19 protein-coding genes and 3 tRNA genes are annotated in these 21,262 nt (G+C 66.3%); 14 read left to right on the top strand and 8 right to left on the bottom strand.

Annotated features, from left to right (window positions below; all coding sequences use genetic code 11):
• Positions 1 to 32: 32 nt before the first annotated feature.
• Positions 33 to 860: a DUF4397 domain-containing protein gene (locus tag AC5RT8_RS04030; RefSeq protein ID WP_494094391.1), complete on the bottom strand. Its 828-nt coding sequence runs from the start codon at positions 858 to 860 to the stop codon at positions 33 to 35.
• 194 nt (positions 861 to 1,054) lie between these two features.
• On the opposite strand from AC5RT8_RS04030, the gene AC5RT8_RS04025 reads away from it, so the two are divergent.
• The 4 genes from AC5RT8_RS04025 to ettA all read left to right on the top strand — a co-directional run bounded on the left by AC5RT8_RS04025 (position 1,055) and on the right by ettA (position 4,294).
• Positions 1,055 to 1,127: transfer RNA gene (locus AC5RT8_RS04025), tRNA-Arg, on the top strand.
• Positions 1,128 to 1,371: 244 nt separating this feature from the next.
• The gene (locus AC5RT8_RS04020; RefSeq protein ID WP_494094390.1) at positions 1,372 to 1,959 is read left to right on the top strand and encodes a single-stranded DNA-binding protein; all 588 of its coding nucleotides are present in this window, start codon (positions 1,372 to 1,374) and stop codon (positions 1,957 to 1,959) included.
• 66 nt (positions 1,960 to 2,025) lie between these two features.
• Positions 2,026 to 2,499, top strand: coding sequence for a DUF6993 domain-containing protein (locus AC5RT8_RS04015; RefSeq protein ID WP_494094389.1), 474 nt, complete (start codon positions 2,026 to 2,028; stop codon positions 2,497 to 2,499).
• 112 nt (positions 2,500 to 2,611) lie between these two features.
• Positions 2,612 to 4,294 (top strand): energy-dependent translational throttle protein EttA, encoded by a 1,683-nt coding sequence (ettA, locus tag AC5RT8_RS04010; RefSeq protein WP_494094388.1) that lies wholly within the window; start codon positions 2,612 to 2,614, stop codon positions 4,292 to 4,294.
• A 71-nt stretch (positions 4,295 to 4,365) separates the two neighbouring features.
• Here ettA and AC5RT8_RS04005 read toward each other — a convergent pair whose 3' ends face one another.
• Entirely contained in the window at positions 4,366 to 5,253 is an 888-nt protein-coding gene (locus AC5RT8_RS04005; protein ID WP_494094387.1) for an acyl-CoA thioesterase, read from the bottom strand.
• A 147-nt stretch (positions 5,254 to 5,400) separates the two neighbouring features.
• Here AC5RT8_RS04005 and AC5RT8_RS04000 point away from each other — a divergent pair, with 147 nt between their 5' ends.
• Entirely contained in the window at positions 5,401 to 5,874 is a 474-nt protein-coding gene (locus tag AC5RT8_RS04000) for an acyl-CoA thioesterase (RefSeq protein ID WP_494094386.1), read from the top strand.
• Positions 5,875 to 6,546 carry a DUF8185 domain-containing protein gene (locus AC5RT8_RS03995; protein WP_494094385.1) on the top strand — a complete coding sequence of 224 codons (672 nt, stop codon included), beginning with the start codon at positions 5,875 to 5,877 and terminating at the stop codon, positions 6,544 to 6,546.
• Positions 6,547 to 6,566: 20 nt separating this feature from the next.
• Here AC5RT8_RS03995 and AC5RT8_RS03990 read toward each other — a convergent pair whose 3' ends face one another.
• The 5 genes from AC5RT8_RS03990 to AC5RT8_RS03970 form a co-directional block, all read right to left on the bottom strand.
• Positions 6,567 to 7,058 (bottom strand): globin, encoded by a 492-nt coding sequence (locus AC5RT8_RS03990; RefSeq protein WP_494094384.1) that lies wholly within the window; start codon positions 7,056 to 7,058, stop codon positions 6,567 to 6,569.
• Positions 7,051 to 7,719 (bottom strand): mechanosensitive ion channel family protein, encoded by a 669-nt coding sequence (locus AC5RT8_RS03985; RefSeq protein ID WP_494094383.1) that lies wholly within the window; start codon positions 7,717 to 7,719, stop codon positions 7,051 to 7,053. The genes AC5RT8_RS03990 and AC5RT8_RS03985 overlap by 8 nt, the downstream gene beginning before the upstream one ends.
• Positions 7,720 to 7,777: 58 nt before the next feature.
• Positions 7,778 to 8,287: an OsmC family protein gene (locus AC5RT8_RS03980; protein ID WP_494094382.1), complete on the bottom strand. Its 510-nt coding sequence runs from the start codon at positions 8,285 to 8,287 to the stop codon at positions 7,778 to 7,780.
• 55 nt (positions 8,288 to 8,342) lie between these two features.
• The gene (gene pepN / locus AC5RT8_RS03975) at positions 8,343 to 10,895 is read right to left on the bottom strand and encodes an aminopeptidase N (protein WP_494094539.1); all 2,553 of its coding nucleotides are present in this window, start codon (positions 10,893 to 10,895) and stop codon (positions 8,343 to 8,345) included.
• A gap of 131 nt (positions 10,896 to 11,026) precedes the next feature.
• Complete coding sequence (locus AC5RT8_RS03970; RefSeq protein WP_494094381.1) at positions 11,027 to 14,098, bottom strand: FG-GAP repeat domain-containing protein; 3,072 nt, start codon at positions 14,096 to 14,098, stop codon at positions 11,027 to 11,029.
• Positions 14,099 to 14,349: 251 nt separating this feature from the next.
• On the opposite strand from AC5RT8_RS03970, the gene AC5RT8_RS03965 reads away from it, so the two are divergent.
• Positions 14,350 to 14,820 (top strand): ribose-5-phosphate isomerase, encoded by a 471-nt coding sequence (locus tag AC5RT8_RS03965; RefSeq protein ID WP_494094538.1) that lies wholly within the window; start codon positions 14,350 to 14,352, stop codon positions 14,818 to 14,820.
• Complete coding sequence (locus tag AC5RT8_RS03960) at positions 14,820 to 15,716, top strand: Fpg/Nei family DNA glycosylase (protein WP_494094380.1); 897 nt, start codon at positions 14,820 to 14,822, stop codon at positions 15,714 to 15,716. Before AC5RT8_RS03965 ends, AC5RT8_RS03960 begins: the two co-directional genes overlap by 1 nt.
• 50 nt (positions 15,717 to 15,766) lie before the next feature.
• Here AC5RT8_RS03960 and AC5RT8_RS03955 read toward each other — a convergent pair.
• Positions 15,767 to 15,840: transfer RNA gene (locus tag AC5RT8_RS03955), tRNA-Gly, on the bottom strand.
• Positions 15,841 to 15,992: 152 nt separating this feature from the next.
• Between AC5RT8_RS03955 and AC5RT8_RS03950 the strand changes: the two genes are divergently transcribed.
• The 6 genes from AC5RT8_RS03950 to AC5RT8_RS03925 all read left to right on the top strand — a co-directional run bounded on the left by AC5RT8_RS03950 (position 15,993) and on the right by AC5RT8_RS03925 (position 21,258).
• Positions 15,993 to 16,066: transfer RNA gene (locus tag AC5RT8_RS03950), tRNA-Pro, on the top strand.
• Between the two features lie 54 nt (positions 16,067 to 16,120).
• Complete coding sequence (gene tig, locus AC5RT8_RS03945; RefSeq protein WP_494094379.1) at positions 16,121 to 17,470, top strand: trigger factor; 1,350 nt, start codon at positions 16,121 to 16,123, stop codon at positions 17,468 to 17,470.
• A gap of 284 nt (positions 17,471 to 17,754) precedes the next feature.
• On the top strand, positions 17,755 to 18,375 hold the full coding sequence (locus AC5RT8_RS03940; protein ID WP_494094537.1) for an ATP-dependent Clp protease proteolytic subunit: 621 nt from the start codon (positions 17,755 to 17,757) through the stop codon (positions 18,373 to 18,375).
• A gap of 46 nt (positions 18,376 to 18,421) precedes the next feature.
• Positions 18,422 to 19,096 carry an ATP-dependent Clp protease proteolytic subunit gene (locus AC5RT8_RS03935; protein WP_494094378.1) on the top strand — a complete coding sequence of 225 codons (675 nt, stop codon included), beginning with the start codon at positions 18,422 to 18,424 and terminating at the stop codon, positions 19,094 to 19,096.
• Positions 19,097 to 19,266: 170 nt separating this feature from the next.
• A complete protein-coding gene (gene clpX, locus AC5RT8_RS03930) occupies positions 19,267 to 20,556 on the top strand; it encodes an ATP-dependent Clp protease ATP-binding subunit ClpX (RefSeq protein WP_494094377.1) in 1,290 nt (429 codons plus the stop codon).
• Positions 20,557 to 20,622: 66 nt separating this feature from the next.
• The gene (locus tag AC5RT8_RS03925; RefSeq protein ID WP_494094376.1) at positions 20,623 to 21,258 is read left to right on the top strand and encodes a mycothiol-dependent nitroreductase Rv2466c family protein; all 636 of its coding nucleotides are present in this window, start codon (positions 20,623 to 20,625) and stop codon (positions 21,256 to 21,258) included.
• Positions 21,259 to 21,262: the final 4 nt, after the last annotated feature.

Below are 21,262 nucleotides of genomic sequence, written 5' to 3'. Positions count from 1 at the left end.
ACCGCAGCACCGGGAATCTGGCGGGGTGCTGCCTAGCTGTCGCTGACGGCGGACCGGCGGCGCAGCAGGAAGGCGCCCAGCGCGAGCAGTGCGACACCGCCGGCAGCGGCAGCCGCCGTTACGGCCTGCTCATCCCCGGACCCGGCGACCTGCTCCAGTGCACCCGGAACAGCGTGCGGAGCGGAGTGCAGTCCCTCAATGGTCTGGGTGGCGAGGGCAAGGTTGCCCGCCTCGAGGGAACCCCACGCGTAGACAATCGTGTTGGTGCCTTCGGCCAGGGCCAGATCCGCCGGGCCGATCACCGGTGTGGTGGTGCCGGCTGCGGCGACCGACGCGGAGACCGTGCCGGCATCAACGGTCAATGCTTCCTCATTGGGGTTGGTGAGGCCGGAGATCACCGGCGTCCCGCCGGCCAGGACATCGACGGCAGGCGCGGCGGCCACGTGGCGGACGGTCAGGCGCGACTTGCCCGCCTCCACCGCGGAGGTGTCGTTGGTGAACAGGTTTGCCGTCGGGTTACCGGAGGCATCGAGGTTGGCCGTGGCGGTGTAGTTGCCCCCCGCGGCAAGGTCTGCGGACACCGGGCCGATGATCGGGGCGGATGCATCGGCGGCGTCCGCGGCCGTGATGGCCAGCTGGTAGTTGCCGCCCGGCAGATCCAGCGGCCCGGCAAGTTCGCCCGGCATGAAGTCGTCCAGGGTCAGTGTGCCGTTGACATACACGTCCACAGGAGTGTCCGGGACTCCGTGCAGTACCGACAGTTTTGCCATATCGGATTCAGCGGCGGACGCCGGTACAGCCGAGAAGGCTGCGGCGGCACCCAGGCCGAGGGTAGCGAGAGCGGTAGCGGTCTTGCGCATGGTCTGAGCTCCTTAATCTGCCGCACCTCTCGGGTACGGATTGTGACTTACACCCCTACTACTCCCGGGGTGCCCGCGCTGGATGCAGGCAGCCGGGATTTTTTTTCGGCGGGTCTCCGGGGGACGCCTGCACCGGGCCGCCCGCCCCCCGGGTGCACGGACGGCACCGCCCGGCGTAGTACCATCGACGGGTGGCCCTCGTAGCTCAATGGATAGAGCAACGGCCTTCTAATCCGTAGGTTGCGCGTTCGAGTCGCGCCGGGGGCACCGAAACGACGGGAACAGCTGGCCGCCGGGTCTTTGACCGGGCGGCCGTTCCCGTAGGCGGCTTTTCCTCCACAGCGCTTCCCGTGCCTGGTGCCTTCCGCAGGTATCCACAAAGGCCGTGCCTGTGCAGCGCCCGCCGTGCCTCGGGCGAAGACTGGGTGGACCGGTGGTTCCGCCGGTACCCGGGCCGTCCGGGCCGAGCCTCTGAGCCGGCGCCGCGGCCTTGAGCCGAAGGCAGGAAAACATGAGTGACACCATTACGCTGCGCGGTTACGTGGCCACCGATCTCCGCCAGAACACCACCGACAACGGTCTAGCCGTTGCCAGTTTCCGGATGTGCACCACGGAACGCCGCTACGACCGCGACACCGGGGGATGGCAGGACGGGCAGACAAACTGGTACGCCGTCAGCCTGTTCCGCCAGCTCGCCACCAACGCCGTGTTCAGCATCCACAAGGGGGACCGGGTAGTGGTTACCGGCAGGCTGCGGCTGCGGCAGTGGATGACGGAGGACGGCCGCAGCGGCACCAGTGCGGACATCGATGCCGACACCGTGGGCCACGACCTGATGTGGGGCACCGCCAGCTTCCGCCGAACGGCCTCGGCGGGCACCGACACCTCCGCGGGGGAGCGGCCGGACAGCCCGGCCAGGACGGAAGACGGCAGCGGACACGGCGAAAACGGCGATCCGGACCTCACCGGAGCGCTGGGCCGGCTGGACCCGCTGACCGGTGAACTGCTCGATCCCGGCGACGACACCGGCGGCACTGCGGACGACGACGGGACGGAAGCTGCAGCGGAAGGCCGCGAACGGGCAGGAGCACCTTACTAACCGGCGCTTTCCGGTGATGCCGTGGCCCCTTTGTCCGCCCGGTGCGGCGCGTGACACAATCACCGGATGAACCGCCGCCGTCTGTGCCGACTAAGCCGACTGACCAGACCCGCCGCCCTGCTGGGCACGGTGTTCCTTGCGCTCGCGGTCGGGCTCTCCGGCTGCGGTTCGGCGGGGGAAGATGACCCTGCACCTGTCCCGGCGGAATCCGCCGCGCCGGAGGCCGTTCCCACTGGTGCGGCACCGGACAGCACCCCGGACGCAGTCACGGCCGCGCTGGAAACCGAGCTGCGGAAGCTGGCTGACACCGATCCTTCCCCGGACCGGGACGCGGTGGCAGCAGCGTTTGCCGCCGCCGGCTTTGCGGCGGATTCGGTAGAGGTGTCGGCAGACCGCACGCCCACCGGCCTGGACGTCGATTCCATTCAGGCGGCGGCCGCGCAGGGCGGGGAGTGCATTTTCGGCGAAATCCGGGACGGGGCGGCGAGTGTCACCGTGCTCCCGGTGCTCTCCGACGGCGGCTGCTTCGTCGGCAACTAGCCTTCCGGCACCAGCCGCCGGGCCGGACCGGCGTGCACGGCCGGTGGAACGGCAGAGCGAGCCGGAAGCCGGAAAATGGTGGATATCGGCGCTGACACATTAGCCTTGATCTATGGCGGAATTTATCTACACGATGACCAAGGCCCGTAAGGCCGTTGGCGACAAAGTTATCCTGGACGACGTAAGCATGTCCTTCTACCCCGGTGCCAAGATCGGCGTGGTGGGTCCCAACGGTGCGGGTAAGTCCACCATCCTGAAGATCATGGCGGGACTGGACACCCCCTCGAACGGCGAAGCCCGGCTCAGCGCCGGTTACAGCGTCGGCATCCTGCTTCAGGAGCCGCCGCTGAACGAGGAAAAGACCGTGCTCGGCAACGTCCAGGAGGGCGTCGGCGAGATTTACGGCAAGATCCAGCGGTTCAATGAGATCTCCGAGGAGATGTCCCAGCCGGACGCCGACTTTGACTCGCTGCTTGAGGAAATGGGCAAGCTGCAGGAAGCCATTGACGCTGCCGACGCGTGGGACATTGACTCCCAGCTGGAACAGGCCATGGACGCCCTGCGCTGCCCGCCGCCGGACGCGGACGTGACCGTCCTCTCCGGTGGTGAACGCCGCCGGGTGGCGCTGTGCAAGCTGCTACTGCAGAAGCCGGACCTGCTCCTCCTCGATGAGCCCACCAACCACCTGGACGCCGAGAGCGTTCTGTGGCTCGAACAGCACCTCTCCTCGTACCACGGCGCCGTCCTGGCCGTGACCCACGACCGGTACTTCCTCGACCACGTGGCCGAGTGGATCGCCGAAGTGGACCGCGGACACCTGTACCCGTACGAAGGCAACTACTCCACCTACCTGGAGAAGAAGCGCGCCCGCCTCGAAGTCCAGGGCAAGAAGGACCAGAAGCTGGCCAAGCGCCTCTCCGACGAGCTGGACTGGGTCCGCTCCAACGCCAAGGGACGCCAGACCAAGTCCAAGGCCCGTCTGGCCCGCTATGAGGAAATGGCTGCCGAAGCAGAGCGCACCCGCAAACTGGACTTCGAAGAAATCCAGATCCCGCCGGGACCGCGCCTGGGCTCCCTGGTCCTGGAAGCCAAGGATCTGCAGAAGGGCTTCGGCGACCGCCAGCTGATCAACGGCCTGTCCTTCTCGCTGCCCCGCAACGGCATCGTCGGCGTGATCGGCCCGAACGGCGTCGGCAAGACCACCCTGTTCAAGACCATTGTCGGACTGGAAGAGCTCGACGGCGGCGACCTGAAGATCGGCGATTCCGTCCGGATCTCCTACGTGGACCAGTCCCGCGGCGGCATCGACCCGGAAAAGTCGCTGTGGGAAGTTGTGTCCGACGGCCTGGACTTCATCCAGGTCGGGCAGGTGGAAATGCCTTCGCGTGCCTATGTTTCCGCCTTCGGCTTCAAGGGGCCGGACCAGCAGAAGAAGGCCGGCGTGCTCTCCGGCGGTGAGCGCAACCGCCTGAACCTGGCCATGACCCTGAAGCAGGGCGGCAACCTGCTCCTGCTCGATGAGCCCACCAACGACCTCGACGTCGAAACCCTGTCGAGCCTCGAAAACGCGCTGCTGGAATTCCCGGGCTGCGCCGTGGTGGTCTCCCACGACCGCTGGTTCCTGGACCGGGTGGCAACCCACATCCTGGCCTTCGAGGGCACCGAGGAAGACCCGGCGAACTGGTACTGGTTCGAGGGCAACTTCGAGTCCTACGAGCAGAACAAGATCGAGCGCCTGGGCCCCGATGCAGCCAAGCCGCACCGGGTCACCCACCGCCGCCTGACCCGCGACTAAGTCTGTCTACGGCACCAAAAAGAGCTCCGCTTCCCGGCCGGGAAGCGGAGCTCTTTGGTTACTGCCGGGAACTACTGCTGCGGAATCCGCACCATGCCCTCCTGGGCAACGGTGGCCACCAGCTCGCCGCTGCGGTTGAAGATGCGACCGGTGGACAGGCCCCGGGCCGCGGAGGCACTGGGGGATTCCTGGACGTAGAGCAGCCAGTCGTCCACGCGCAGCGGACGGTGCCACCACATGGCGTGGTCCAGACTGGCGATGCTCATGCCCGGCGTGGTCCAGGACAGACCGTGGCCGCGCAGCACCGGCTCCAGCAGGGTGTAGTCACTGGCATAGGCCAGCGCGGCACGGTGCAGGTTCTCGCCGTCGGGCATCGGCTTGAAGGTCTTCATCCAGACGGCGTTGTGGGGTGTCTTTTCCCGGCCGGCCCGCACATATACCGGATCCATGACGTGGCGGATGTCCATGGGCCGTCGGTGGGACCAGGCCTCGGCCACCGGGTGGTCGAAGTCCTTCAGCAGTTCTGCCGTGGTCGGCAGGTCTTCCGGGTCCGGGATTCCCGCCGGCATCTCTTCCTGGTGGTCCAGCCCCGTGTCGGGAATCTGGAAGGAGGCAATCATGGACAGGATCGGTTTCCCGTTCTGGTACGCATGGCTGCGCCGTGCCGAGAAGGACCGGCCGTCGCGCAGCCGCTCCACCCCGAAGGTGATGGGCATGTCGCTGTCACCGGGGCGAAGGAAGTACCCGTGCATGGAATGCATCACGCGGTCCTCGGGGACCGTCCGGGCCGCGGCAATCAGGGACTGGCCCAGCACCTGCCCGCCGAAAACCCGCTTGCGGGGTTCGGGCTGGGAACCGCCCACAAAAATGTCCTCATCCGTCTTGGCGCCGCCTGCAGAGCTAAGGTCCAGCAGTTCGAGCAGGGACGCGGTTGGATCGAAGGACTCATCAATGGACATCTGGGACTATCTCCTAGCAGGAAAGGCGGTGCTGCCTGGGGCAGGAACCGTGGAACACTTCTAGCTTAAACGTACCGGTCAGTAACAAGTCCGGCGGCCCGGGTCCGCCGTTTTAGGGCAAAGCTCACTCTCTGGAAAGATGGAGCCATGCATCGTTTTCCCGTCCAGCTTCGGTTCGGCGACCAAGATCCCAACGGCCACATCAATAACGTAGCGTTCGTCCAGTTCCTGGAGGAAGCGCGGGTCCAGCTGGGCCTGCTGCCGCTTCCGGCCGACGCCGGCGGGCCGGGCAGCTTCCGGGACCTGACCGGGGACCGCACGGCCACCTATGTGGCCCGGCAGGTTATCGAGTACCGGGCACCCCTGTTTCACCGCAGGGAGCCCCTGTGGGTGGACGTGTGGGTCACCCGCATCGGCACCAGCAGCCTTGCCTACGGTTTCCGCCTGGCGGACGAAGATGCCGGCACGGTGTACGCCTACGCGGAAGCAGCCATGGTGCAGGTCGACTCCGTGACCGGCAGGCCCACGCCGCTCACCGATGGGCAGCGGCAGGTGCTCCAGCACTGGCAGGGGAAGCCGGTGCCCTTCCGTGACGCCGTGGCAGCCGGACAGGGCAGCTAGATGGACAGCGAACTCCGGCTGGCAGACCCGCAGGTCACCGCGGATCTGCGCAACTTCGTTGCCCGCGCCAGGGCGGCCGACGACGGCGCGGTCCGGCTGCAGGCGGTGGGCAGCGTCCTCGCGGCCTACGTCTGCATCCTGCGGCCGAGGATCCTCGGCGAGGCAACGCCGACCGTCCTGGGCCTGCGGACCATGCCCCTGGCGGCCACGGCCGAGGTGGACACGACGGTCCAGCTGGCGGCCGTCGCCGACCGGCTGGCCCGGATGGGAACAGCCGACACCGTGCTGCCGGTACCGCCAATGACCGTCCGCGAAACCTGGGCAGGCATCCTCGCGCCGCGTTCCGGCTGGCAGCCGGCCGGCAGGGTTCCGGTACAGCTGCTGGAGCAGACGGCGCACCGCGGAATCCGCGAGGTGGCGGCCATGCTGCCGCAAAGCCCGGGAGCCGCCGTCGTGCACAGTGCCCGGGCCGGGGTCTGGGCGCAGCCGATGGGCGGAACCGCCGTCCCGGTGCCGGCGGGGGCGGCTTTCGCAGCGCTCTCGCTCGGTTTCCTGCCGGGCGGCGGAGCGGACACCGGGTCCGGTGACGCCGCGCTGTTCAGCAACGGGCGCTGGCTGCGGCTGAGTACCGACCGCGGGCACGTGCTGACCCGGTCACCCGCGGTCCTGTAGCCGCAGCCGGCGGCAGTGCCTCAGGCAGAGTTGACCATGGAATGGGCGGCACGTTCCAGATAGTCCCAGAGCGTTCCCTCATGCAGGGGCGAGAGGTCCAGGGAGTCGACGGCAGTGCGCATGTGCCGCAGCCACGCGTCCCGGGCTGCGGGTGTGACGATGAAGGGCATGTGCCGCATCCGCAGCCGCGGGTGGCCGCGCTGCTCCCCGTAGGTTTTCGGTCCGCCCCAGTACTGCTCGAGGAACAGCAGGAGGCGTTCCTTTGCCGGACCGAGGTCCTGCTCCGGATACATCGGGCGCATCAGCGGGTCCTCCGCCACGCCTGCGTAAAAGACGTCGACGAGTTTCACGAAAGTCGGATGGCCGCCTACGGCGTCGTAGAAGTTGTCCGTGTACTGCGGCTGGGAAAAGGCTGCGGGCTGCTGCGTGGGCTGCTGCGCCGGCCTCAGGGGCAGGGAAGCTACGCTGGGCGGAGCTTCCGGCAGCTGTTCCCCGTGCGTCGGCTCAGTCATGGGCAGCCATGCCGTCCGTCAGGGTATCTGTCTTTGCCGGTTCCGCGGCGGCGTCACCGACGTAGGTTCCCTGGGAGCGGTTGCCGATCTTGGCGATCTCGCCGTTGCGGATATACCAGATGACGCCCCGGTCATCGACGATGCGGGTGATGCGGATACCCACCGACTGCACCGTTCCGGCCGTCTCACCTACCTCGACGACGTCGCCGATGCCGTACTGGTCCTCGATGGTGATGAAGAATCCGGCCAGGGCATCGCGGATGAGCTCACGGGCACCAAAGCCCAGGGCGATGCCGACAATGCCCACGCTGGCGAGCAACGGAGCAATATTGATGCCGATCGCATCCAGCACCATGATGATCGCCAACGTCCAGATGGAGACGTTGACGGCGCTGCGCAGCAGTGCGCCGATGGTATCGGCCCGCTGGGCACGCCGTTTCTTGTCCAGGTTGCGCATGGACGGCTGTGCCCACTTCAGCTTGGACGCGTGGAACAGCGAATAGCCCTTCTGCGCACGCGCCACCAGCCGGTTGATGACGAAACGGGCGGCGAACCAGATGCCGGTGGCGACCAGGGCGATGATGGCCGCCTCGATCAGGCCGGAGAAATCAAAGTCGTCGACGGTCACTGAGGACAGGTCGACTTCGGAAGCGGAAAGCACGGGTAGCTGTTCATCCTTGGGATAGCCGGACGGTGGTCTGCGGTTAAGGCTACCCGGGTCAGCCGTGCCCGGCGGGCATCCCGGGCCCGGCATGTGTCACCGGCTGGTGCTCCACCGGGAAATTCACGCTGCGCGCAATGAAACAGAGCCGGTTCGCTTCACCGTGCATCGGGCCGGAGGCCAGCTCGACGGCGGCTGGCCCGGCTCCGTCGTCGATCGTTACCGCGGGGCGCAGCACGGCGGAAATGAATTCGCCGCTGCCGTCGCGGTTGAGCCGCAGCAGACCAACGGGTGAGTCTTCATAGGCCAGGACCCGGATGCCGTTCCGGACCGCTACGTGCAGGTAGGAGAGCATGTGGCACTGCGCCAGCGCGGCCAGCAGCAGCTGTTCGGGGTTCCACCGGTCCCGGTCGCCGTGGAAGGTGGGATCGGCGGTGCCGGGCAGGTCCGGCAGTCCGGGGGCCCGCAGAATGTGGTCGCGGCCGTAGCCGCGGTAGGAGGCGGTGCCGTCGCCGCGGTTTCCCGTCCATTCCAGGCTGAGCGTGTAACGGTGTTCGGAGAGGTTCACGTTCTCCAAGGTACCGTCTGCCTGGCCGGCGGGCGGGAAACCGCGGCGGGAACTGCTAGAGGTCCGCTGCCTGTGCCTTCAGCGCGCGGACCACGCCGTCGCGGTTTTCCAGGATCAGCCGGCGCAGCGAGGGGGAGTCCCCGCCCAGTTCGGCCAGGAAGGCGTCGGTGGCATCCACGGTGTCCTGGCGGGTCAGTCGGGACGGATAGAGACCGACGGCGATCTGCTGGGCGATCTCATGGGTGCGGCTGGCCCACACCTCGCGGACCGACGCGAAATACTTCTGCGCGTACGGTTCCAGCAGGGCGGTGTCGTGGACCCGCATGAACCCGGCGATGGCCGAACGCTGGGCAGCGTTGGGCATATCGGAGCGCTCCACGATCGCTTCCCAGGCGGCTGCCTTGGCCTCGGCCGTGGGAATGGCCGCACGCGCCATGGCCGCGGCAAGGGCGCCGGTGGCCGTGGCATCGCGCTCGAGTTCGGCGTCGATGTCCTCTGCACCCATCCGGCCGCCGGCGACAAGGCCGGTCAGCAGTTCCCAGCGCAGGTCCGCGTCGACGGCCAGGCCCTCGAGGGTCTGGCTGCCGGTGAACAGTCCGGCCAGCGCGTCCAGCTGCTCGTCCGAGGAAGCGTGGGCGGCGAAGGCCTTGACGAACTGCAGCTGCGAATCCGAGCCCGGTTCCGCCGCGGTGGCCAGTTCCCAGAGGCTGTCGGCGGCGGCGGCCGTCATGGCGTCGCGGTCCTGGGGGCTGACGTAGAAGGCCAGGGTGGTGGCCAGCTGGCGCAGGAGCACCTGGACAACGGTGGAATCGGATTCGGAGGCGATGTTCTGCAGCACCAGTTCCACATAGTTGCGGGCCGGGATCTCCGCGTCACGGGCCGCGTCCCAGGCAGATGCCCAGACGAGGGTCCGGGGCAGGGAGTCTGCAATGTTGCGCAGGCTGCGGGTGGCGGTGTGCTGCGAGGCGTCGTCCAGGCGGATCTTCGCGTAGGCAAGGTCGTCGTCGTTGAGCAGCAGCAGGGCCGGGCGCGGCTGGCCGGCGAGTTCGGGCACCTCGGTGCGGGCGCCGTCGACGTCGAGCTCCACGCGGTGCGTGCGCTGCAGCCGGCCGTCCCCGTCCGGGTTGTAGAAACCGATGGCAAGGCGGTGCGGGCGCAGGGTGGGGTATTCCTCGACAGCGCTCTGCAGCACCGCGAAGGACGTGATGGTGCCGTCCTCGTCCGTCTCGAACTCGGGACGCAGGGTATTCACGCCGGCGGTTTCGAGCCACTTCGCGGACCAGTCCGACAGGTCCCGGCCGCTGGCGGTTTCCAGCTCGGACAGCAGGTCCGAGAGTTCCGTGTTCTGCCAGGCGTGCTTGCCGAAGTACTCGCGGACGCCGGCCATGAACTTATCCTGTCCGACCCAGGCGACCAGCTGCTTGAGCACGGACGCGCCCTTGGCGTAGGTGATGCCGTCGAAGTTGACCTGGACATCCTCCAGGTCCCGGATTTCGGCGACGATCGGGTGCGTGGTGGGCAGCTGGTCCTGGCGGTAGGCCCAGGCCTTTTCCAGCGAGGCGAAGGTAGTCCACGCCTGCCGGAATTCGGTCGCCTCGGCGGCGGCCAGGGTGGACATGAACTCGGCGAAGGATTCGTTCAGCCACAGGTCGTTCCACCAGCGCATGGTGACCAGGTCGCCGAACCACATGTGGGCCAGCTCGTGCAGGATCGTCACGGCGCGGCGTTCCACGGTGGCCTCGGTGACCCGGGAGCGGAAGACGTAGCTCTCGAGGAAGGTCACGGCACCGGCGTTCTCCATGGCGCCGGCGTTGAACTCCGGAACGAACAGCTGGTCATACTTCTCGAACGGGTACGGGGTGCCGAACTGCTCTTCATAGAAGGCGAAGCCTTGGCGGGTCAGCTCGAAAATGTTCTCGGCGTCCATGTACTGCATCAGGGACCGGCGGGCGAAGACGCCCAGCGGGATGGTGCGCCCGTCGGAGCTGGTCAGTTCGCTGCGGACGGACTGGTAGGGGCCGGCGATCAGCGCGGTGATGTAGCTGGAGATCCGCGGCGTGGGTTCGAAGGACCAAGTGGAGCGCGGGCTGGCCTCGGTCAGTTCTCCGGCGGCCACCGGCTCCGGGGTGGGGGAGTTGGAAATGACGTCCCAGTGCGACGGTGCCGTGACCGTGAAGCGGAACGTGGCCTTGAGGTCCGGCTGCTCGAAGACCGCGAACATCCGGCGGGAATCCGGCACCTCGAACTGCGAGTACAGGTAGACCTCGTTGTCGACGGGATCCACGAAGCGGTGCAGGCCCTCGCCGGTGTTCATGTAGCGGGCATCCGCGTCGACCACGAGCTCGTTGGACTCGGCGAGGTTCGGCAGCGAGATCCGCACGCCGTCGGACACCTCCGCCGGGTCCAGGGAGACGCCGTTGAGCGTGATCCGGTGCACCGTGTCGGTGACCGCGTCGATGAACGTCGACGCCCCGGGACGGGCGGAGAACCGGACAACGGTCGTGCTGCCGAACACCGTCTCGCCCCGGGTCAGGTCAAGGTTGACGTCGTAGGACTCAACGTTCAGCAGTTCTGCACGTTCACGCGCTTCTGAGCGCGTGAGATTCATACCTGGCAAGGGAGGGCCTTTCTCAAGGAAAAGGGGCCGGTGCCTGTCTGCCCGGTAAGGCAGGATGCACCGGCCATGGTGATCTTGTGCACCATTCTCTCATTGCCCGGCACCCTGCCAAGTGGCGGAGGCTACAGAGTGCCTGCCGCCACTGCCAGCCGGTACCCCTCGTCCGGCATGCCGGTGCTCTTGTAGAACCGTGTGCTGCCGTTCGCCTGCAGGGCCACGAAGCCGTAGCGTGCTGCCACTGCCGTGTTTCCCGGTCCGGCCAGATCCGCGTAAATGTTCCATCCGGTGCCCACGGGCTCACCAGTGCGCAGAGTTCCGTTCCCGGCACCGCGGTAGAGGAAAAGGCTTCCGGAAGCAGTCGTGGCGAGGATGTCGCCGGTCCCGTTCCGGTCGTAATCCCCGGCAGCCGTCAGGGAGGTGAAGGTATCCCAGCCGCTGTTGCCGATCCTGGACCCGACCCGGTATCCGTCCCGGCCGCCTCCCATGGCGCCGTTACCTGCGTAGAACCACAGGCTTCCGTCCCGGTGCCGTGCGATGAGGTCGGGGATCCGGTCGCCGTTGAGGTCGCCCGCCGCAGACACCTCGGTGTACACGTTCCAGCCGGTTCCGACCCGTTCCCGCGGAAGGTAGCCTTCGTCCTTGCCCTTGACCCGACCGGTGCCGGCGTTGAACCAGAGCGTGCCGTCGGCAGCCCGGCTCACGAGGTCCGTTTTGCCGTCGCGGTTGAAGTCACCGGCGCTGATGTCCTCGTAGATGTTCCAGCCGGAGCCGATTTTCACTGCTGCACGGTAGGCACCGGATTTGGTTCCGTTGCCCGGATGGAGCCACAGGAGTCCGGCACGGTCCACCGAGATCAGGTCATCCACCTTGTCTGCGTTGAAATCGCCGGCGCTGATGACTTTCGAGCCGCCGGGCAGTGCCAGGCCCGTGGTGTTGGCGGCTGCCGTATACCCTTCGGAAATCCGTCCTGTCCCGGCGTAGAAGGACAAGGAGCCGTTGCCGAGCCGGTACCCGATCATGTCGGTTCGGCCGTCCTTGTTGAAGTCGCTTCCGCCGATAATGTCCGTGAAGGTGTTCCAGCCGGTGCCGATGGTCGGGCCGGGAATGAACATTCCGCTGCCGTTTCCGCGCAGGATGTGCAGGTTGCCGTCAAAGGTCCGTGCCACGACATCCGCACGGCCGTCGCCGTTGAAATCACGCGTGCCCACGAGGGCGCTGTACTTGTTCCAATCGGAAGCGATAACGCGGGAGGGTCCGTGCTGTCCGTTTCCGGTGCCGGTGTACAGGGACGCCGTGCCGTTGGGGGTGCGGGCAACAATGTCGTTGCGGCCGTCGCCGTTGGCGTCGCCTACGCCGACGAAGGCGTCAAACCCTTCCCAGCCGAACATGCCGATTTTCTGGCCCTGCCGGTAGCCTTCCTGGCCGGAGCCGACGGCGCCGGTGCCTGAATAGCGCCACAGACTTCCGTCGGCATGCCGCGCGAGGAAGTCGTTCCTGCCGTCGCCGTCGTAATCGCCGGTGGCGATGAAGTAGTTGTAGACCTGGAATCCGGTGCCGATCTTCACGGCGCCGGAGAACTTGCCGTCACCCCGTCCCGCGGAGAACCACAGGGTGCCGTCCGTGCGGCGGGTGAGCATGTCGGCTTTGCCGTCGCGGTTGAAGTCACCGGGGGAGAAAACCTTCTTGGACCAGTCCAGGGTGATCTTGGGGGTGACGGTGATGCTGGCGGAGGTGGAACTGATCGAGTTGATCTTCACCGTGGTGCCGGCATGCGTGGAAAACGTCTGGCCGGCCTGCCAGGTGCTGTTGGCGTTGGTGTATCCGGCGAAGTCACGTGTGTTGGGAGCCACGACCAGGGAGTTGACGGCCCAGTCGTTCGCGAGGTCGGCCTTGACGATCTTGACGCCCCGGTTGCCCCCCACCGCTGTGGCGGCGTCATAGCCGACCGGCAGCTGCAGTTCGAGGTAGTAGGTTTCCCCCGACGTGTCCCGGAACTTGACCGCCCGGTTGGCCGCTGATCCTGCCCAGGCCTGCAGCGTATACGTCGCCGCCTTCGCCGGGGTGCCGATATTGCGGATTTCGTTGCCGCGGCCGAACCCGCCGGCGTCCCAGAAGTAGGAATTGATGACCGGCAGGCTGTACTGGGCGTAACCCATGAGGTCGGACGTGTCGCCGTATTCCCGCGACGTGCATGAGCGGTCGCTCCAGGCGCCGTTGGAGCCGACGCCGACGTCGCCGCGGCCGTTAGTGCATTTGAGGCTGTTGGCATGCAGCAGGCCCAGGACGTGGCCTAGCTCGTGGGTGACCACATTGTTCGTAAAGCCGGAGGGTCGCGGCATCAGCACGGAACCGCTGGTGGGTCCGCTGGTCCAGCCGCCGCCGAGGATGCCGCCGTAGCCGCCGCTGCGCAGATCCGCTGCAGGGACGAAAACGACGAGGGCTTCATTGGGGTCTTCGTACCATTGCAGGTCACGCCGGATGGTGTTCATCATCGCTGCGTAGTCCTGGCCGGAGTTCGCCGTGCTCTTCAGGGAGCGGGTGTGCACGATTTCCATTCCGAGCCGTCCGTTGGACATGGCGCGCCAGTACTTGTTCGCCTCCGTGATGGACTTCTTGGCCGCCGCCTCGTCCACGCTGCCGCGGTTGTCGGTAAGGGTCGCGAACACCATGGTCACCTGGATGGTTCCGCTGCGGGTTGCTGCGGTACCAGTGGTGCTGGCGCCGCCCGCCTTGCTGCTGAAGGCCGAGGCCCCATGGTCATGCGCCGCGGAAATGTCGGTTTCCACGGCGGAGCGGACCGTTCCGTCGGGGTCGGTCACCAACGGTGTCTCGGGTCCCGGGACGGGGAAACCGCCGCCGACTACCGGGACGAAGTCCTTGTCCTCTTCCGTTTCCTCTGCCTCAGCGGTTCCGTCGGGGGAGGGAGTGGCAGAGGGCACGGGAGCAGGGGGAGAGGCGGGAGCCGTGGACCCCGGCAGCATTGCCTCGGGATCCTGTGTGCCGGACGGTTCCGGAACGGGAAGGAGGGTCTCCACGGGGTCGGTCGGCAGGACATCCAAAGGTGCGCTCTCCGGCGCCGGTGTCGCCGGCGCGGGCGCCGGCGCCGCGGGATCAGCAAGTCCCTGGGCGGGAAGCGCCCCGGCCGTCAACGAGGCAGCGAGGAGAGCCAGAACTGCGATTTTTGCACTTTTCAATGGATTATTCCTTGTAGAACGAGACGTGGCGGGTACTCAGCGGTGAAGTGACCGCAGTGCCCGCGTCCGAAGTGGAGAACCGGGCCGTGGAAATGCCGTCGGCGGACGGGTCCGTGGTGCCCTATCGGCAGGCAGCCGCGGAATGTAAGACGGATTCCCGCCGTCTGCCCGGCAATTTGGAGGCGCTGCTGCAGCGGAAGCTACGCTGGAAGCGTCTTTTGCCCTTCCTCAAGAAACGGATTCACCCCAAAATGCGCGTCCACATTGCAACCGACCACGCCGGCATGGAGCTGAGCTCCCACCTCATTGCCCACCTAACCGGCAAGGGGTACGACGTCGTCGACCACGGCCCCCGCGAATACGACGCCGAGGACGACTACCCGGCGTTCTGCATCGACGCAGCAGAAGCCGTGGTCCGGGACCAGGAGGCAGGCACCGAGGCACTGGGGATCGTGCTCGGCGGGTCCGGCAACGGTGAGCAGATCGCCGCCAACAAGGTACGCGGCGTCCGGGCGGCGCTGGCCTGGAACCTGGAGACGGCGCGGCTCGCCCGGCAGCACAATAACGCCAACATCGTGGCCGTCGGCGGCCGCCAGCACAGCGTGGAGGAAGCAACGGGCATCATTGAAGCCTTCCTCTCCGAGCCCTTCAGCGATGCGAAACGCCACGTGCGCCGGATTGCGCAGATCGCCCGGTACGAAACCACCGGCTCCACGCTCTAATGCCGGAGGGCCATTCGATCCACCGCCTGGCCCGGCAGTTCACTTCGGTGTTCGGCGGGGCCAGGCTCTCGGTCAGCAGCCCGCAGGGCCGGTTCGCTGCGGGCGCGGCCCGGCTGGACGGACATGTGCTTGAAGCAGCGCAGGCCCACGGCAAGCAGCTGTTCCTGCAGTTCGACAATGACCTGTACCTGCGCATCCATCTCGGCCTCTACGGCGCGTTCGACTTCGGCGGGGATGAAACGTTTGCCGGCGCCTCCAGCATCGGGGCGCCCCGGCGGGTGGGGGAGCTGGAGGTGTCCGGCGGTGACGGTGCAGGGTATGCCGGCCCGCCCGAACCTCGGGGGGCCGTGCGCGTCCGGCTGGTCTCCGAGCACGGCTGGGCGGACCTGCGCGGGCCCACCGCCTGCGAGGTGGTTACCGGGGCCGAGCGCAGGAAGGTGCTCGCCAGGCTCGGACCGGACCCGCTGGCGGACGGAGCCCGCGACGCCGACGGCGCAGCAGAGTTCAGCCGCCGGGTGCGCAGCAAGGGTTCACCGGTGGGGCTGCTGCTGATGAACCAGGAGGTGCTGGCCGGAGTGGGGAACGTCTACCGCGCGGAAGTGCTCTTCCGCCGCCGGATCTCACCCTGGCGGCTGGGCCGTGACCTTGGCGAAGCCGAGGCCGCGGAGCTGTGGGACGACGTCGTGCGCCTGATGGAGGACGGCGTGCGGCTGGGCAGGATCATCACCACCGATCCGCAGGACCGGGACGATGCCGCCGAACCCGTCCCGGTGGCTGAAGCCCACTACGTCTACAAACGCACGGGGCTGCCGTGCCGGCGCTGCGGCACGCCGGTGGCCGGAACGGAAATGGGTGCCCGCAAACTGTACTGGTGCCCGTCCTGCCAGGCCCGCTGACGCGTTAACGCACGAAGGGCCTTCCGCATCAGCGGAAGGCCCTTCTATGGTGGAGGGGATGACGGGAATCGAACCCGCGTAATCAGTTTGGAAGACTGAGGCTCTACCATTGAGCTACATCCCCGGCGCCGTAAGGCAGGTTTTACCTTAGCACGCGATAACCGGCCGTGAGTAATCGGCCCGCCTCCGGTTCCCCGGCGGGCGCGCGGATTCCGTCCCGGAGCAGGAAAATTCGTCATACCCGCTCAACGGCAGGTAGGCTGTCAGGTGCACTGACGGGGTGTAGCTCAGCTTGGAAGAGCGCCTGCTTTGGGAGCAGGAAGTCGCAGGTTCAAATCCTGTCACCCCGACTCTGTATAACCATGGTGCAGACCAATCCCAGAACCCTCAGGAGAACTTACGCTGTGAAGAGCGCCGTAGAAAACCTCACACCCACGCGGGTAAAGCTCAACGTTGAAGTTCCGCTCGAGGAACTGAAGCCGAGCATCGACGAGGCCTACAAGACCATCGCCACCCAGGTTCAGGTCCCGGGCTTCCGCAAGGGCAAGGTTCCCAACCGCATCATCGATCAGCGCGTGGGCCGCGGCTACGTTCTCGAGACGGCGATCAACGACGGCCTGAACGGCTTCTACGCCGCAGCCGTCAACGAGACCGGCATCAGCCCCCTGAGCCGTCCCGAAGTTGAAATCACCGAAGTTCCGGACCCCGCCACCGACGAGGGCCAGCTGGTCTTCACCGTCGAGCTGGACATCCGCCCCGAGATCGAGCTGCCGGACTACGCCGGCCTTGAGGTCACCGTCGAGCCCGCCGAGGCATCCGACGCCGACGTCGAGAAGGCCCTGGACGAGCTGCGCGGCCGCTTCGGCACGCTGAAGTCCGTGGACCGCCCCGCAGTTGCCGATGACTTCCTCACCATGGACCTGGTTGCCAAGGTGGACGGCGAAGAGGTGGATTCCGCCGCTGACCTGTCCTACCAGGTAGGTGCCGGGACCATGCTCGAAGGCATGGACGAGGCCGTCACCGGTCTGAGCAGCGGCGAGTCCGCCACCTTCAACACCAAGCTGGCCGGCGGCGAGCACGCCGGTGCCGACGCCGAGGTGACCGTTACGATCAAGGCCGTCAAGGAGCGCGAACTCCCCGAGGCCAATGACGACTTCGCACAGCTGGCCAGCGAGTTCGACACGATCGGCGAACTGCGTGAAGACCTCGTCAAGCGCGCCGCTGAGTCCAAGCTCATGGAGCAGGGCGTCGAGGCCCGCGACAAGGTCCTCGAGAAGCTGCTGGAACTCGTTGAGGTTCCGGTTCCCGAATCCGTCATCGAAGAGCAGATCGAACAGCACTTCAACTCTGAGAGTGCCCAGGCGTCCGGTGCCGACCACGACACCGAAGAGCACCGCGCCGAGGTCCGTGCGAACACCGAGGCCGCCTTCAAGAACGAAATCATCCTTGACGCCGTGGCGGAGAAGGAAGAAGTCGGCGTTGCCCAGAACGAACTGATCGACTACATCGTTTCCTCCGCCTCCCAGTACGGCATGGATCCGAACCAGTTCGCCCAGCTGATCGACCAGAGCGGCCAGGTTCCGATGATGGTCGGCGAAGTCCGCCGCCGCAAGGCGCTGGCCAAGGTCCTCGAACTGGCCAAGGTCACCGACACCACCGGTGCCGAGATCGACCTGACCGACTTCGTCCGCCCCGCCGGCGACGAGGCCGAGGCTGTGGAAGCCGAAGAGCAGCAGAACGAAGACAAGGCCTAGCCTGTCCCGGTCTCTTCCGGAGACCGCCTGATGTGCCGCCGGTCCCAACGGACCGGCGGCACATTGCTTTAACCGGAGATAACAGGTCCCGGACTGCGCCACAGCCCGCTGTGACGCGCATCGTGCGCCGTCAGCGAACAGCCGCCCAAACCTCAGCAGATCACCGCCGCAACAGGCTAGTGTCCTAGAAGAGACAAACGGCAGGGGCAGCTGGCACGGCCAGCATCCGTTCCTGCCAGAGCGAGAGGTCACTTAGTATGGCAACTGCACCGAACACACCCACCATGGCAACGGTGGACCCGGCCGGCCGGGACGACTACATCTACAACCGCCTGCTCAAAGAGCGGATCATCTGGTTGGGCTCGGAAGTCCGGGACGATAATGCCAACGCGATCTGCTCCCAGCTTCTGCTGCTTTCGGCCGAAGATCCCGAGAAGGACATCTTCCTCTACATCAACTCTCCCGGCGGTTCCGTGACCGCAGGCATGGCGATCTACGACACCATGCAGTTCATTCCGAACGACGTCGTCACGGTCGCCACGGGCCTGGCCGCCTCCATGGGCCAGTTCCTGCTCTCTTCCGGCACCAAGGGCAAGCGCTATGCAACGCCGCACGCCCGCATCCTGATGCACCAGCCCTCCGGCGGCATCGGCGGCACCGCTTCCGACATCAAGATCCAGGCAGAGCTGATCCTGAACATGAAGCGCGTGATGGCTGAACTGACCGCCGAGCAGACCGGCCAGACCGTCGAGACCATCCTTCGGGACAATGACCGCGACAAGTGGTTCACCGCGCAGGAAGCCCTGGAATACGGCTTCTTCGACAAGATCTCCGCACACGCAGGCGGAGTGACCGGCGGCGGCGGAACCAACCAGGACCAGGCAGAGGGCAAGGACGAGGACTAGGGTCCCGGCCAGCCACCCCTCCATTTGCAGACTTCAGGAGTAATTCATGAACCATAATTTCGGCACCGCCGGCTCCGCCGTAGCCCCGCAGATGCCCACCAGCCGCTACGTCCTGCCGCAGTTCGAAGAGCGTACGCCCTACGGATTCAAGCGCCAGGACCCGTACACCAAGCTTTTCGAAGACCGCATCATCTTCCTGGGCGTCCAGGTTGACGACGCATCCGCCGATGACATCATGGCCCAGCTGCTGGTCCTTGAGTCCACGGACCCGGACCGCGACATCACCCTGTACATCAACTCCCCGGGTGGATCGTTCACGGCCATGACGGCCATTTACGACACCATGCAGTACATCCGCCCGGAAATCCAGACGGTCTGCCTTGGCCAGGCCGCCAGCGCCGCAGCAGTGCTGCTGGCCGCCGGCACCCCGGGCAAGCGCCTGGCACTGCCGAACGCCCGCGTGCTGATCCACCAGCCGTCCCTGTCCGGCGGACAGGGCGGACAGGCCTCCGACCTGGAAATCCAGGCCGCCGAGGTCATGCGGATGCGTACCTGGCTGGAGGACACGCTGGCGCTGCACTCCAACCGCACCTCCGAGCAGGTCAACACCGACATCGAGCGCGACAAGATCCTGACCGCCGATTCGGCCCTGGAATACGGGCTCATCGACCAGGTGCTTGATTCCCGCAAGATCAAGACGCCGGCCATCAACAAGATGTAGCCTGCTCCACTGCACAAGCAGCGTAAACCGAGCGGCCCGTGGCGCGTAATATCGCACCACGGGCCGCTTGGTTGCTGAATAGCTCCTCCAAGTGTCCTAGAGTGGATCATGGTTGGCTCAGCCCATGCTGCGGAACCGTTTTTGAATGGACCATCTAAGGGGACTGAACTATGGCTCGCATTGGTGAGAGCACGGATCTGCTCAAGTGCTCTTTCTGCGGAAAGAGCCAGAAGCAGGTACGCAAACTCATTGCCGGCCCCGGCGTGTACATCTGTGACGAGTGCATCGACCTCTGCAACGAAATCATCGAGGAAGAGCTCTCCGAGGTGGCCGACCTCGGCACCTTCGAGCTGCCCAAGCCCCGGGAGATCTTCGACTCCCTGCAGGAATACGTCATCGGACAGGAACCCGCCAAGCGGTCGCTGGCCGTGGCGGTCTACAACCACTACAAGCGCATCCAGGCCGGCCACGCTCCCCGCGGCGGCAGCCTGACGGACGCAGTGGCCACCGACGACGTCGAAATCGGGAAGTCCAACATCCTCCTGATCGGCCCCACCGGCTGCGGTAAAACCTATCTGGCGCAGACCCTGGCCCGCCGGCTCAACGTTCCCTTTGCCGTCGCGGACGCCACCGCGCTCACTGAAGCCGGGTATGTCGGGGAAGACGTGGAGAACATCCTGCTCAAGCTCATCCAGGCGGCCGACTACGACGTCAAGAAGGCTGAACAGGGCATCATCTACATTGACGAGATCGACAAGATCTCGCGCAAGAGCGAAAACCCGTCGATCACCCGCGACGTCTCCGGCGAGGGCGTGCAGCAGGCCCTGCTGAAGATCCTCGAAGGCACGGTTGCCTCCGTACCGCCGCAGGGCGGACGCAAGCATCCGCACCAGGAATTCATCCAGATCGACACCACCAACGTCCTCTTCATCGTCGCCGGTGCCTTCGCCGGCCTGGAAGAGATCATTGGATCGCGCTCCGGCCGCAAGGGCATCGGGTTCGGCGCACCGCTGATCGAAACGGCCAAGGGCACCGACTCCTACGCGGAGGTGATGCCGGAGGACCTGCTGAAATTCGGGCTCATTCCCGAATTCATCGGCCGCCTGCCCGTCATCACCACCGTCTCCAACCTCGACCGGACCGCCCTGATCCGCATCCTGACCGAGCCCAAGAACGCGTTGGTCAAGCAGTACCAGAAGATGTTCCAGCTCGACGGGGTGGAACTGACCTTCGAGCAGGGCGCACTGGACGCGATTGCCGACCAGGCCCTCGAGCGCGGCACCGGTGCCCGTGGCCTGCGAGCCATCCTGGAGGAAGTCCTGCTGCCGGTCATGTTCGACCTGCCCAGCCAGGACAACGTTGCCACGGTGGTCATTACCGCCGATACCGTTCAAAAGAAGGCCGAACCCACCCTCATCTCGCATGCGGTAGCCACGAAGCGGCGGAACAAATCCGCCTGAGCCGCGGTTGGTAGAAGTAGTATGCAGGGCGCGTAACGCGCCGTTCACCGCTTCGAAGGAGTTTCCATGACCGACACCGCTTCCGTGTCCGCCGCCGGTTCAGCGTCGACTGCCGATTTCTGGTTCGATCCGATGTGCCCGTTCGCCTGGGTTACCTCCCGCTGGATGGGCGAGGTGGAGCAGGTGCGCGACGTGCGCACCAACTGGCACGTCATGAGCCTGGCGGTCCTGAACGAGGGCCGTGACCTTCCCGAGGACTACCGGAAGCGGATGGACCTGGCCTGGGGTCCGGTGCGGGTCATCATCGCTGCCTCCGAACTGCACGGTACGGAGTACATCAAGAAGCTGTACGACGCCATGGGAACCCGCATCCATGCGGGCGGCAACGATGACTTCCCGGCCGTGATCCGCGAGGCCCTGGCCGAGGTGGGCCTGCCCGCCGAGCTGGCACGCTACGCCGACACGGACGAGTACGACGACCAGCTGCGCGCCTCCCACAAGGAGGGCATCGAAAAGGTGGGCGACGACGTCGGAACCCCCGTCGTTGCGTTCAACGGCACCGCCTTCTTCGGTCCGGTGCTGACCCGCATTCCGCGCGGTGAAGAAGCAGGCGCCATGTTTGACGGTGCCGTGATGCTGGCGTCCAACCCGGCGTTCTTCGAACTCAAGCGCAGCCGCACCGAAAGCCCTCGCTTCGACTAACCCG

It is taken from the genome of Arthrobacter sp. Ms25 (assembly GCF_059090365.1).
This window is presented reverse-complemented; position numbering and strand designations above follow the sequence as displayed.